Source organism: Streptomyces sp. NPDC023541, from assembly GCF_055559995.1.
Genome location: NZ_JBVHJO010000002.1, coordinates 388,277 through 400,578, shown reverse-complemented (window position 1 = coordinate 400,578; position 12,302 = coordinate 388,277). Strand labels below are relative to the sequence as shown.

12 protein-coding genes are annotated in these 12,302 nt (G+C 72.2%); 7 read left to right on the top strand and 5 right to left on the bottom strand.

Annotated elements, in window-relative coordinates; translation table 11 throughout:
• Positions 1-31 precede the first annotated feature (31 nt).
• Entirely contained in the window at positions 32-1,054 is a 1,023-nt protein-coding gene (locus tag ACZ3X1_RS05860; protein ID WP_356810351.1) for an aldo/keto reductase, read from the bottom strand.
• Between the two features lie 25 nt (positions 1,055-1,079).
• Complete coding sequence (locus ACZ3X1_RS05855; RefSeq protein ID WP_467277028.1) at positions 1,080-1,457, bottom strand: MerR family transcriptional regulator; 378 nt, start codon at positions 1,455-1,457, stop codon at positions 1,080-1,082.
• A gap of 78 nt (positions 1,458-1,535) precedes the next feature.
• Between ACZ3X1_RS05855 and ACZ3X1_RS05850 the strand changes: the two genes are divergently transcribed.
• Positions 1,536-2,354, top strand: a complete 819-nt coding sequence (locus ACZ3X1_RS05850; protein ID WP_356810406.1) for a serine hydrolase domain-containing protein — start codon at positions 1,536-1,538, stop codon at positions 2,352-2,354.
• Positions 2,355-2,361: 7 nt separating this feature from the next.
• On the opposite strand, the gene ACZ3X1_RS05845 is transcribed toward ACZ3X1_RS05850, so the two are convergent.
• Positions 2,362-3,018 carry a pirin family protein gene (locus tag ACZ3X1_RS05845; RefSeq protein ID WP_362627563.1) on the bottom strand — a complete coding sequence of 219 codons (657 nt, stop codon included), beginning with the start codon at positions 3,016-3,018 and terminating at the stop codon, positions 2,362-2,364.
• Positions 3,019-3,099: 81 nt separating this feature from the next.
• Between ACZ3X1_RS05845 and ACZ3X1_RS05840 the strand changes: the two genes are divergently transcribed.
• From ACZ3X1_RS05840 to fabF, 5 genes are all read left to right on the top strand, one after another.
• Positions 3,100-4,317 (top strand): PucR family transcriptional regulator, encoded by a 1,218-nt coding sequence (locus ACZ3X1_RS05840; RefSeq protein ID WP_467277025.1) that lies wholly within the window; start codon positions 3,100-3,102, stop codon positions 4,315-4,317.
• A gap of 89 nt (positions 4,318-4,406) precedes the next feature.
• The gene (locus tag ACZ3X1_RS05835; protein ID WP_467277023.1) at positions 4,407-5,324 is read left to right on the top strand and encodes an ACP S-malonyltransferase; all 918 of its coding nucleotides are present in this window, start codon (positions 4,407-4,409) and stop codon (positions 5,322-5,324) included.
• 19 nt (positions 5,325-5,343) lie between these two features.
• Positions 5,344-6,348, top strand: coding sequence for a ketoacyl-ACP synthase III (locus ACZ3X1_RS05830; protein ID WP_356810355.1), 1,005 nt, complete (start codon positions 5,344-5,346; stop codon positions 6,346-6,348).
• Between the two features lie 54 nt (positions 6,349-6,402).
• Complete coding sequence (locus ACZ3X1_RS05825) at positions 6,403-6,651, top strand: acyl carrier protein (RefSeq protein WP_356810356.1); 249 nt, start codon at positions 6,403-6,405, stop codon at positions 6,649-6,651.
• Between the two features lie 79 nt (positions 6,652-6,730).
• Positions 6,731-7,996, top strand: a complete 1,266-nt coding sequence (gene fabF, locus ACZ3X1_RS05820; protein WP_356810357.1) for a beta-ketoacyl-ACP synthase II — start codon at positions 6,731-6,733, stop codon at positions 7,994-7,996.
• A gap of 70 nt (positions 7,997-8,066) precedes the next feature.
• Here fabF and ACZ3X1_RS05815 read toward each other — a convergent pair whose 3' ends face one another.
• Positions 8,067-8,561 (bottom strand): DUF3145 domain-containing protein, encoded by a 495-nt coding sequence (locus ACZ3X1_RS05815; RefSeq protein WP_356810358.1) that lies wholly within the window; start codon positions 8,559-8,561, stop codon positions 8,067-8,069.
• A gap of 248 nt (positions 8,562-8,809) precedes the next feature.
• Between ACZ3X1_RS05815 and ACZ3X1_RS05810 the strand changes: the two genes are divergently transcribed.
• Positions 8,810-9,706, top strand: coding sequence for an SGNH/GDSL hydrolase family protein (locus ACZ3X1_RS05810; protein WP_356810359.1), 897 nt, complete (start codon positions 8,810-8,812; stop codon positions 9,704-9,706).
• Positions 9,707-9,791: 85 nt separating this feature from the next.
• On the opposite strand, the gene ACZ3X1_RS05805 is transcribed toward ACZ3X1_RS05810, so the two are convergent.
• Positions 9,792-12,281 (bottom strand): beta-glucosidase, encoded by a 2,490-nt coding sequence (locus tag ACZ3X1_RS05805; RefSeq protein ID WP_467277018.1) that lies wholly within the window; start codon positions 12,279-12,281, stop codon positions 9,792-9,794.
• Positions 12,282-12,302: the final 21 nt, after the last annotated feature.

Sequence of the window (12,302 nt, the reverse complement as noted above, 5' to 3'; positions counted from 1 at the left end):
GCGGGCCCGGCACCCGTGACGCGGCCCGCCTCTACGCCTCCCGCGCCGCCGAGGTGAAGGTCATGTCCGGGTAGCGGTCGCCGGCGACCTGCGCGGCGATCGGCTCCAGCAGGGCCAGCTGCGCGGGCGTCAGGGCGATCCGGGTCGCCGCGATGTTCTCGTGCAGCCGCTCCGCCCGGCGGGTGCCCGGGATCGGGACCACGGTCAGCCCGTGCACCGCCGCGCGCTGCTGGACCCAGGCCAGGGCGATCTGCGCGGGGCTCGCCCCGAGCTCCCGCGCGATCTCCCGGACCGGGGCCAGCAGTGCCGCGTTCGTCTTTGCGTTGTCGCCGGTGAAGCGCGGCTGGTGGCGCCGGAAGTCGCTCTCCGACAGCTCCGCGGACGCGTCCGCGAAGGACCCGGTCAGGAAGCCCCGGCCGAGCGGGGAGTACGGCACGAAGGCCACGCCCAGTTCCGCCGCCGCGGCCACCGCGCTGCGCTCCACGTCCCGGCTGAACAGCGACCACTCCGACTGGAGCGCCGCGATCGGGTGCACGGCGTGCGCCTCGCGCAGCTCCGCTCCGGTGACCTCGCTCAGCCCGAGGTGGCGCACCTTGCCCTCCCGCACCAGCTCCGCCATGGCGCCCACCGACTCGGCGAGCGGCACGGCCGGGTCGCGCCGGTGCATGTAGTACAGGTCGATGACGTCCACGCCGAGCCGGCGCAGACTGCCCTCGACGGCACCGCGGACGTACGCGCGGTCGTTGCGGATGCCCCGGTGGGCGGGGTCGTCGGTGCGCTCTATGGCGAACTTCGTCGCCAGGGTGATCTCATCCCGGTGCGCCGCCACGAACGGGGCGAGGAACTCCTCGTTGCGGCCGCGGCCGTAGACGTCGGCCGTGTCGAAGAGGGTGACCCCGGCGGCCAGCGCCGCCTCCAGGGTCTCCCGGGCGGCTGCCTCGTCGGTGTCGCCGTAGAACTCGCTCATGCCCATGCAGCCCAAACCCTGGACGCCGACCCTCGGGCCGCCCTTGCCGAGCTCGGCCCGGTCCAGGGTGTTGCCGTAATCCGTCATCGCTGTCCCCTCCGCGAAACCGTCTTCATCGTGTGCCCGCATACATGTCGATCTTGTAGTCAAGTACGGCCAGTGCGTCCGTCAGCTCCGTGATCCGCGCCCGCACCTCGCGCCGCGTCCGTTCCAGCAGCTCACGGCGTTCCCCGCGGGTGTGCTCGCCCTCGCGGACCAGTTCGGCGTACCGGACCATGTCCGCCACCGACATCCCCGTGGCGCGCAGCTTGCCCACGAAGCCCAGCCAGTCGAGGTCCTGGTCGGTGAAGCGGCGCTGGCCCGAGTGGGAGCGGTCCACGTGCGGCATCAGCCCGATCCGCTCGTACCAGCGCAGGGTGTGCTGGCTCAGGCCGGTCCGGGCCGCCACCTCGCTGATCGTGTACCGCGTCTGCGTCAGGCTCTGGCTCATGGCCCCACGCTAAAACCCTTGAGTGCACTCCAAGCAAGTAGGCTCGGCCGCATGGACAGCAAGGAGGCCGTCAACGGCATGGAAAGCCTGCGGATCATCGAGACCTGGCCGGTGGACACCGCCGCGGCGGCCGTCGTACGTGCGGACGGGAGCCTCGCCGGCTCGCACGGCCCCGTCGACCACCGCTTCGCGCTGGCGTCGGTCACCAAGCCGCTCGCCGCGTACGCCGCCCTCGTCGCCCACGAGGAAGGCGCGATCGAGTTGGACGAGCCGGCCGGACCGGAGGGGTCGACGGTCCGTCACCTGCTGGCGCACACCAGCGGCCTGGCCTTCGACGAGCACCGCGCGACGGCCGCGCCCGGCACGCGCCGGCTGTACTCGAACGCCGGTTTCGAGGTGCTCGGCGACCACATCGCCAAGGCCACCGGCATCCCCTTCGCCGAGTACGTGCACCAGGCCGTCTTCGAGCCGCTGGGCATGGCGTCGACCACGCTGGACGGCTCGCCCGCCAAGGACGGCGTCTCCACCGTGGCCGACCTGCTGCGCTTCGCCGCGGAACTGCAGGCGCCCCGGCTGCTCGACGTCCGTACGGTCGCCGAGGCGACCTCCGTCGTCCACCCCGGGCTCAAGGGCGTCCTGCCGGGGTACGGCAGCCAGTCCCCCAACGACTGGGGCCTCGGCCTGGAGATCCGCGACCGCAAGTCCCCGCACTGGACCGGCAGCACGTCCTCGCCCCGCGCGTTCGGCCACTTCGGGCAGGCCGGCACCTTCCTGTGGGTGGACCCGGACGCGCGCGCCGCGTGCGTGGCGCTCACGGACCGGCCCTTCGGCCCGTGGGCGGTCGAGGCCTGGACGCCGTTCACCGACGCGGTCCTGGCCGAACTCCGCTCCCTCTAGGTTTCCCCTAGGCCGGCAGTTCCCAGATCAGCAGCTCCCCCGGGGACCCGGCGATGATCTCCAGCCCCTTCTCGGCGGTGATCCGCGCCGAGTCCCCGGGTCCCAGCTCCGCGCCGTCCAGGCGCAGGTCCCCGCGCACGACGTGCAGGTACACCCGCTCGGCGGCCGGTACGGCGACCCGCTCGCCCGCGCCGGGACGCCGTACGTGCAGGGCGGCGCCGGCTGCGGGGACCTCGTAGGGCGTGCCGTCGGGGACGCCGCGCAGCACCTCGTACGAGGGGTCGCCGCCCGCGGCGAGCGGCGAGAGCCACATCTGGACGAAGCGCAGCGGCCGGTCGCCGTCGTTGCGCTCGACGTGGCGTGCCCCGGATCCGGCGCTGAGCCGCTGGACGTCACCGGGCAGGACGGTGCTCTTCTCGCCGGTGCTGTCCTGGTGGGTGAGTTCGCCGTCGATCACCCAGGTCACGATCTCGGTGTGGCTGTGCGGGTGCTCGTCGAAGCCGGCGCCGGCCGCGAGGGTCTCCTCGTTGCAAGCCAGGACGGGGCCGAAGCGCAGGTTGTCCGGGTCGTAGAAGGACCCGAAGGAGAAGGCGTGGCGGGTGGTGATCCCGGCCGCCGGGTCCCCTCCCTCGTACCGGTCGGCGCCGCGGCGTACATCAATCATGAGGGCCACCGTAGCGGCCGGGCCGGGGCCCGGCGCGGGACCGGACTCGGCGCAGCCTTCCCGATAAGGCAGTCTTGTCCCGTGCCTCAACCCGAACGTGAGCATTCGCCCGCCACACACGCCGCGCATCCCGCTCCCGCCCATCCGCACGCCGCGACGCTGCGCCGCCTGGAGAAGTCCTCCGGCCGGCTCGCCGCCAACGCGATCGCGCGCATGGACGAGACCCTGCCGTGGTACCGGGCGATGCCACCCGAGAACCGCTCGTGGATCGGCCTGGTCGCGCAGGCCGGTATCGCCGCGTTCACCGAGTGGTTCCGGCATCCGGAGACTCCTCAGGCGATCTCCACCGACGTCTTCGGCACGGCTCCGCGCGAGCTGACCCGGGCGATCACGCTGCGTCAGACCGTCGAGATGGTCCGCACCACGATCGAGGTCATGGAGACCGCGATCGAGGAGGTGGCGGCCCCCGGCGACGAGTCGATCCTGCGCGAGGCGCTGCTGGTGTACGCGCGGGAGATCGCCTTCGCGACCGCCCAGGTGTACGCGCAGGCCGCCGAGGCGCGCGGGGCGTGGGACGCGCGGCTGGAGTCCCTGGTCGTCAACGCGGTGCTGTCCGGCGAGGCCGACGAGGGCGCGCTGTCGAGGGCGGCGGCGCTGGGCTGGAACTCCCCGGAGCACGTGTGCGTGGTGCTCGGCACCGCCCCGGAGGGCGACAGCGAGCTGACGGTCGAGGCGATCCGGCGCGCGGCCCGGCACCACAAGCTCCAGGTCCTCACGGGTGTGCTCGGGGACCGCCTGGTCGTCATCGCGGGGGGCAGCGACAACCCGATGCGGGTGGCCAAGTCCCTGATCGGGCCGTTCGCGGCGGGCCCGGTGGTGGCCGGCCCGGTGGTGCCCGACCTGCTGAACGCGACGAAGTCGGCCCAGGCCGCGGCGGCCGGACTGAAGGCCTGTACGGCGTGGCAGGACGCGCCGCGGCCGGTCCTGGCGGATGATCTCCTGCCGGAACGCGCGATCGCCTCCGATCCGGCTGCCAGGGAACAGCTGGTGGAGGAGATCTACAGACCGCTTGAGGAGGCGGGGTCGGCACTGCTGGAGACGTTGAGCGTCTATCTGGAGCAGGCGAGCAGCCTCGAAGGGGCTGCTCGGATGCTGTTCGTGCACCCCAATACGGTGCGCTACCGGCTACGACGTGTGACCGACGTCACCGGCTGGTCGCCGTCGGATGTCCGGTCGGCGTTCACGCTGCGGATCGCCCTGATTCTGGGGCGTCTGGCTGACGGCGATACCCAGTCCTAAGATTTTGTGGGACATCAACAATTACCCCGACGGTTCTTGGTCCCTGTCCCCACGGGCGGCAGGGACCATCCACAAGAGAGAGTGTGAGGGTGCTCGTACTCGTCGCTCCCGGCCAAGGCGCTCAGACGCCCGGCTTCTTGACTCCCTGGCTCGACCTCCCCGGTGCCGCTGACCGCGTCGCCGCCTGGTCGGACGCCATCAAGCTGGACCTCGCGCGCTACGGCACGACGGCCGACGCCGAGGAGATCCGCGACACCGCGGTCGCCCAGCCCCTGCTGGTCGCCGCCGGCCTGCTGTCCGCCTCCGCGCTGGGTTCCACCTCGGCCTTCGGCGCCGTCGCGGGCCACAGTGTCGGTGAGATCACCGCAGCGGCCATCGCCGGCGTGCTGCCCGACGAGGACGCGCTGTCGTTCGTCCGGACCCGCGGGCTGGGCATGGCGGAGGCCGCCGCCGTCACCGAGACGGGCATGGCCGCGGTACTCGGCGGGGACCCCGCCGTCGTCGTCGCGCACCTGGAGAACCTCGGCCTGACCCCGGCCAACATCAACGGCGCGGGCCAGATCGTCGCCGCCGGCACGATGGAGCAGATCGAAGCCCTGCAGGCCGACAAGCCCGAGGGTTCCATGAAGGTCGTTCCCCTCAAGGTCGCGGGCGCCTTCCACACGCACCACATGGCCCCCGCGGTCGCCGAGCTGGCGAAGGCCGCCGAGGCCCTCTCCCCGGCCGACCCCGCCTTGAAGTACGTCTCGAACAAGGACGGCCTCGTCATCACCACGGGCGCCGACGTCGTCGCCCGCCTGGTCGGCCAGGTCGCGAACCCGGTCCGCTGGGACCTGTGCATGGAGACGTTCGCCGAGCTGGGCGTCACGGGGATCATCGAGCTGTCTCCCGGTGGCACCCTGACGGGTCTGGCCAAGCGCGCGCTGAAGGGCGTACCGAGCGTGGCGCTGAAGACCCCGGACGATCTCGAGAAGGCCGCGGCGCTGGTCGCCGAACTGACGGCCTGAGAGAAGGAGCCCACACAGCATGTCCAAGATCAAGCCGGCCAAGGGCTCCCCCTACGCCCGCATCCTCGGTGTCGGCGGTTACCGCCCGACCCGTGTGGTGCCCAACGAGGTCATCCTCGAGACCATCGACTCGTCCGACGAGTGGATCCGCTCCCGCTCCGGCATCGCGACCCGGCACTGGGCCTCGCCCCAGGAGACCGTCGCCGCGATGTCGGTGGAGGCCTCGGGCAAGGCGCTGGCCGACGCCGGTGTCGCCCCCGAGCAGATCGGTGCGGTGATCGTCTCCACGGTCTCGCACTTCAAGCAGACCCCGGCCGTCGCGACCGAGATCGCGCACCGGATCGGCGCCGTCAAGCCCGCCGCCTTCGACATCTCCGCGGGCTGTGCCGGTTTCGGCTACGGCCTGACGCTCGCCAAGGGCATGGTGGTGGAGGGTTCCGCGCAGTACGTCCTCGTCATCGGTGTGGAACGGCTCTCGGACCTCACGGACCTGGAGGACCGCGCGACGGCCTTCCTGTTCGGCGACGGCGCCGGCGCCGTGGTCGTCGGCCCGTCGGACGAGCCTGCCATCGGCCCCACGGTGTGGGGTTCGGAGGGCGACAAGTCCGACACGATCAAGCAGACCGTGCCGTGGGACGAGTACCTCGGCAAGGACGCCGGAGAGAAGTTCCCGGCCATCACGCAGGAGGGTCAGGCGGTCTTCCGCTGGGCCGTCTTCGAGATGGCCAAGGTGGCCCAGCAGGCGCTCGACGCCGCCGGGATCACCGCGTCGGACCTGGACGTCTTCATCCCGCACCAGGCGAACATGCGGATCATCGACTCGATGGTGAAGACTCTGAAGCTGCCGGAGCACGTCACGGTCGCCCGCGACGTGGAAACCACCGGCAACACGTCGGCCGCCTCGATCCCGCTCGCCATGGAGCGGCTCCTGGCGACCGGAGCGGCGAAGAGCGGCGACACCGCGCTCGTCATCGGCTTCGGGGCGGGGCTCGTCTACGCCGCCACGGTCGTTACCCTCCCCTAGGGCCGGGATCCACATCCCGGTCTTCCTACCCAGTTACCAGAGAAGGAGCGCCACATGGCCGCCACGCAGGAAGAGATCGTCGAGGGCCTCGCCGAGATCGTCAACGAGATCGCGGGCATCCCGGTCGAGGACGTCGAGATCGACAAGTCCTTCACCGACGACCTGGACGTCGACTCCCTGTCCATGGTCGAGGTCGTCGTCGCCGCCGAAGAGCGCTTCGACGTCAAGATCCCGGACGAGGACGTCAAGAACCTCAAGACGGTCGGCGACGCCGCGGACTACATCCTGAAGAACCAGGCCTGAGCCTGACGAGCGTTTGTCGCCACCCGGCGGTGGCGCCGTGACAATTCAGCACCCCCTGAGACGTGGAGAAAGAATTCCTGTGAGCCCGACCAATCGCACCGTGGTCGTCACCGGTATCGGCGCAACCACTCCGCTGGGTGGCGACAGCGCTTCGACCTGGGAAGGTCTGCTCGCCGGCCGTTCCGGCGTCAAGCCCCTGGAGGGCGAGCGCTTCGCCGAACTCCCGGTACGCATCGCCGCCCCTGTCGCCGTGGACCCGAGTGAGGTCCTCCCCCGGCCGCTGGCCCGCAAGCTGGACCGCTCGGCGCAGTTCGCCGTCATCGCGGCCCGCGAGGCGTGGGCCGACGCCGGCTACACCGCCCCGGCCGGCGAGGACGAGTCCATCGCACCCGACCGGCTCGGCACCGTGATCGCCTCCGGCATCGGCGGTGTCACCACACTGCTCGACCAGTACGACGTACTGAAGGAAAAGGGTGTGCGCCGGGTCTCCCCGCACACCGTTCCCATGCTCATGCCGAACGGCCCGTCGGCCAACGTCGGCCTGGAGGTCAACGCCCAAGCGGGCGTGCACACTCCGGTCAGCGCATGCGCGTCCGGCGCCGAGGCCATCGGCTACGCCGTCGAGATGATCCGCACCGGCCGCGCCGACGTGGTCGTCGCGGGCGGCACCGAGGCCGCGATCCACCCGCTGCCGATCGCCGCCTTCGCCAACATGATGGCGATGTCGAAGAACAACGAGAACCCGCAGACGGCCTCGCGTCCGTACGACAAGGCCCGTGACGGCTTCGTCCTGGGCGAGGGCGCGGGCGTCGTCATCCTGGAGTCCGCCGAGCACGCCGCCAAGCGCGGTGCCCGGGTCTACTGCGAGGTGCTGGGCCAGGGCCTGTCCGCGGACAGCCACCACATCGCGCAGCCCGAGCCGACCGGCCGCGGTGTCGCGGCCGCGGTGCAGAACCTGCTCGACAACACGGGTCTCGACCCGGCCGAGCTGGTCCACGTCAACGCGCACGCCACGTCCACCCCGCAGGGTGACACGGCCGAGATCAAGGCCCTGCGCAAGGTCCTGGGCGACGACCTCGACCACATCGCGATCTCCGCGACCAAGTCGATGACCGGTCACCTGCTGGGTGGCGCGGGCGGTATCGAAACCGTCGCCACCGTGCTCGCGCTGTACCACCGGCTGGCCCCGCCGACGATCAACGTCGACGCGCTCGACGACGACATCGACGCCGACATCGTCATCGGCGAGCCGCGCAAGCTGCCGGCCGACGGTCCGATCTCCGCGATCAACAACTCCTTCGGTTTCGGCGGCCACAACGTCACCCTGGCGTTCCGTACGGTCTAGTGCGCCCCTGAAACACGGCAGAAGGCCCACCCGGGTGATCCCGGGTGGGCCTTCCGCGTTGGACGGGGGGTCAGACCACCTGGTGGAGCCAGCGGACGGGCGCGCCCTCGCCCGCGTAGCGGAAGGGCTCCAGTTCGTCGTCCCAGGGCTTGCCGAGCAGTTTGGCGATCTCCGCCTCCAGCTCGGTCTCGCCGCGCGCCGACCGGGCCAGGGCGGCCCGCAGCCGGTCCTCCGGGATGAGGATGTCGCCGTGCATACCGGTGACGGCGTGGAAGATGCCGAGCTCCGGTGTGGAGCTGTAGCGCTCGCCCTCGGCGGTCGGACAGGGCTCCGCGGTCACCTCGAAGCGCAGCAGGTGCCAGCCGCGCAGCGCGGAGGCGAGTTTCGACGCGGTGCCCGCTTCGGCCTGCCAGGAGAACTCGGCTCTCCAGGTGCCCGGGGAGGCGGGCTGCCTGATCCAGTCGAGGTTCGCCCGCACCCCGAGCACGCCCGCTACGGCCCATTCCACGTGCGGGCAGAGCGCGCGCGGTGCGGAATGCACGTACAGAACTCCACGTGTCGTCACCGGGACCTCCAGTGGTGGACGAGGTCGGGAATAAACTCCAGAAAACGGACAGTTTGTGACGTGATGTAATGTAACGGAAATTATTTGACATTGCGCTACGGGACCTGCGGCCGAAACGCCACGGGAAAAAGCTACCGTGCGCCAGGGGTCATGGTGTGACGTACGGTCGCTCCAAGACCGGTAAACACAGAGCTTTCACTCACCAGGCCCCCCGGTCGACGTGGGGGCCACAAGGAGGGGTCCTTCCCATGCGCACCACCGCCGCCGGACGCCGCGCGCGCCGTACTCTCGCGGGCGCGGGCACGGCGGTCGCGCTGCTGGCCGGGGCTCTGAGCGGGTGTCAGTCGGGCGGGTCGCCCGACCGCGGCGAGCGCGGAGCGCAGTCGGGGCCCCGGTGGAACACGGCGCCCACCTCGGTCGCGGCCGCCGGCGACTCCATCACACGTGGTTTCGACGCCTGTTCGGTCCTCGCCGACTGCCCCGAGGTCTCCTGGGCCACCGGCAACGACCCCGCCGTCCGCTCCCTCGCCAGCCGGCTGCTGGGGCAGGCCGCGGTGCCCGAGCGCAGCTGGAACTACGCGGTGACCGGCTCGCGCATGGCGGACCTGCCGGCCCAGCTGACTGCGGCCGCCGCGCACAAGCCCGACCTGGTCACGGTGATGGTGGGGTCGAACGACGCCTGCCGGCCCACCGCTTCGTCGATGACCCCGGTGGCGGACTTCCGGTCCGGCTTCGAGCAGGCCCTCGCGCAGCTGCGGGCCGCGTCCCCGACCTCCCAGGTGTACGTCTCCAGCGTGCCGGACCTGCAGCGGCTGTGGGAGCAGGGCAAGGACCTCCCGATGGTGCGCCAGGTGTGGAAGCTGGGCATCTGCCAGTCGATGCTCGCCGATCCGCTGTCGCTGGCCACGGGGGCCAAGGCCCGGCGCGAGCAGGTGCGGGCACGGGTGGTCGAGTACAACGAGGTGCTGCGCGAGGTCTGCGGGAAGGACGCGCTGTGCCGCTACGACGGCGGCGCGGTGTTCCAGTACCCCTTCGCGGCGGAGCAGTTGAGCCGCTGGGACTGGTTCCACCCGGGCAAGGACGGACAGGCGCGGCTGGCGGAACTGGCACACCGCCAGGTGACGGCGGCGGAGCCGCCGCGTTGACGTCAGTGCGCGGAGGGTCCGGGGACGGGTGTCAGGGCCCGTCCCCGGACCGGTTCTCAGGGGTGGTTTCCGGCCATACGGAGTGTCACGCGATGTCGAGCGTCGCGGTCAGCCGGGTGTCGCCGTGCGCGTGGCTCGCGCGCACCTCGTAGGCACCGCCGATCCGGCGCCAGCCGCGGGCCTCCTCGTCCCAGACCTCGAAGGCCCGGGCGGGCAGCGGGATCTCGGTCTCGACGCTCTCGCCGGGGCCCGCGGCGACGCTCGCGAAGCCCGCCAGCCAGCTCGCCGGACGCTCGACGGCCGTGCTCCGCGTGCCGTCGGACGCACCGTCGGACGCGGTGTCCACGGGCGCCAGGTAGACCTGGACGACCTCGCGGCCGGGCCGGGTGCCGGTGTTGGTGACGCGGACCCGTACGGTCTCGGCGGTGGCCTCCAGGGACTCGTACGCCCAGTCGGTGTAGCCGAGGCCGTGCCCGAAGGGGTAGGCGGGGGTGACGCCCCGCCGCTCGTAGGCCCGGTAGCCGATGAACAGGCCCTCGCCGTACTCCAGGCGGCCGTCCGTGGGGACGACCTCGGTGACGGGCGCGTCGGCGAACCGGGCGGGCCAGGTGGTGGGCAGCCGGCCGCCCGGCTCCGCGTCCCCGAGGAGTACGTCGGCCAGCGCGGCCCCGCCCTCCTGCCCGGGGAACCAGGTCAGCAGGACGGCGGCGACGTCCTCGCGCCACGGGAGCTCCACCGGGGAGCCGGCGTTGACGACGACGACGGTGTTCGGGTTGACGGCGGCGACGGCCCGCACCAGGTCGTCCTGGCGGCCCGGGAGGGCGAGGTCGCTCCGGTCGAAGCCCTCGGACTCCACGCGCTCGGTGGTGGCGACGACCACGACGGCGGTGTCCGCGGCGCGGGCGGCCTCGACCGCCTCGGCGATCAGCTCGTCGGGGTCGCGCCGCGGGGGGAGGTGGAGCAGCGAGAACATGATCGCCCTGAGCGGCAGCGCACTCATGTTGGGGACCTGGAAGGTCAGTGACACCTCGACGGGCTCGCCCTCGGCGAGGGTGACGCGGGCGCGCTCGCTGGGCGCCCCGAAGAAGGCCTCGAAGGGGTCGGCCTCGTCGCCCATCTCCTGGACGCCGCTCCACAGCCGCCGTCCGCCGACGGCGAGGGCGAAGGCGCCGAGTCCTCGGGTGCCGAAGGCGTGCTCACCGCTCTCGCGCGGCACGAACGTACCGCGGACCTCGATGCTCGCCATGGCCTCGTACGTGGCGCCCGCGGGCAGGTCGTCGCCGATCCACTGGACCTGGCCGGTGGGCAGGCCGCCCTCGCCGAGGACGGCCCCCGAGGCGTCGCGGCACACGGCGACGAGCTCGAAGCCCTTGTCGGCAGGGGTGAGTTCCTCGGAGGGGTCGGCGCCGACCGCGTAGGTCAGGGCCCCCTCCGGGAGGGCCGCGGCGAGTCCGTCGAGCGGGGAGACGACCCGTTCGGGGAAGACGGTGGCACTGCCGCCGCCCAGCACCCGGGCATCGCGCGCGGCCGCCCCGAGGAGGGCGACGGTACGGCCGGCGGAGGCGTCCAGCGGCAGGGCGCCGTCCTCGTTGCGGACGAGGACGAACCCGCGGGCGGCGAGTTCGCGGGCCAGCGCCTGGCCGTCGACGGGGGCCGGGGGAGCCTCGACGACCGGGGGCGCGCCCTCCAGGGCCCCGACGCGGGCGGCGAGGCGCAGGACGTTGCGCACGGCTTCGTCGACGGCGGACTCGGGGACCTCCCCGGCGCGCACGGCCTCGGCGAGGGCGGGTCCGTAGACGGTGGTCGGGCCGGGCATCGCCACGTCCATGCCGCCCAGGATGTCGCCGGCGGTGGAGCGGGCGGCCATCCAGTCGGAGACGTTGGCGCCGTCGAAGCCCCACTCGCCGCGCAGGACCTCGTTCACGAGGTACCGGTGCTCGGTCATCGTCGTGCCGTTGACCTGGTTGTAGGCGGTCATGATGCCCCATGGGCGGGCATGGGCGACGATGGCCTCGAAGGGGGCCAGGTACAGCTCGCGCAGCGGGCGTGGGGCGATGACGCTGTCGACGGTGAACCGGTCGGTCTCGGCGTCGTTGCCGACGAAGTGCTTGACCGTGGTGCCGACGCCGCCGTCCTGGACGCCGTTGACGTAGCCGCTGCCGATGGCCCCCGTGAGGTACGGGTCCTCGGAGTAGCACTCGAAGTGCCGTCCGCCGAGCGGGGAGCGGTGCAGGTTGACGGTGGGCGCGAGCAGGACGTGGACGCCCTTGCGGCGGGCCTCCTGGGCGAGGAGCCGGCCGGCGCGGCGGGCGAGCTCCGGGTCCCAGGCGGCGGCGAGCGAGGTCGGGGAGGGCAGGGCGACGGACGGGTCGTCGGCGGTCCAGCGCACGCCGCGGACCCCGACGGGGCCGTCGGACATGACCAGGGACTGCAGCCCGATGGCGGGGATCGCGGGCAGGGACCACATGTCGCGGCCCGCCAGGAGAAGGGCCTTGGTGTCGAGATCGAGCTTGCCGAGCGCCGCCTCCACGGCGTCGTCCCGTATCTGGTCGCGGACCTGATCGGCATCGGTCACGGCCGAGCCTCCTCGTCGAGA

Coding starts and splice junctions, on each gene's coding strand:
- ACZ3X1_RS05860 (WP_356810351.1), bottom strand. CDS start 1,054: ATGACGGATTACGGCAACACCCTGGACCGGGCCGAGCTCGGCAAGGGC.
- ACZ3X1_RS05855 (WP_467277028.1), bottom strand. CDS start 1,457: ATGAGCCAGAGCCTGACGCAGACGCGGTACACGATCAGCGAGGTGGCG.
- ACZ3X1_RS05850 (WP_356810406.1), top strand. CDS start 1,536: ATGGAAAGCCTGCGGATCATCGAGACCTGGCCGGTGGACACCGCCGCG.
- ACZ3X1_RS05845 (WP_362627563.1), bottom strand. CDS start 3,018: ATGATTGATGTACGCCGCGGCGCCGACCGGTACGAGGGAGGGGACCCG.
- ACZ3X1_RS05830 (WP_356810355.1), top strand. CDS start 5,344: ATGTCCAAGATCAAGCCGGCCAAGGGCTCCCCCTACGCCCGCATCCTC.
- ACZ3X1_RS05825 (WP_356810356.1), top strand. CDS start 6,403: ATGGCCGCCACGCAGGAAGAGATCGTCGAGGGCCTCGCCGAGATCGTC.
- ACZ3X1_RS05810 (WP_356810359.1), top strand. CDS start 8,810: ATGCGCACCACCGCCGCCGGACGCCGCGCGCGCCGTACTCTCGCGGGC.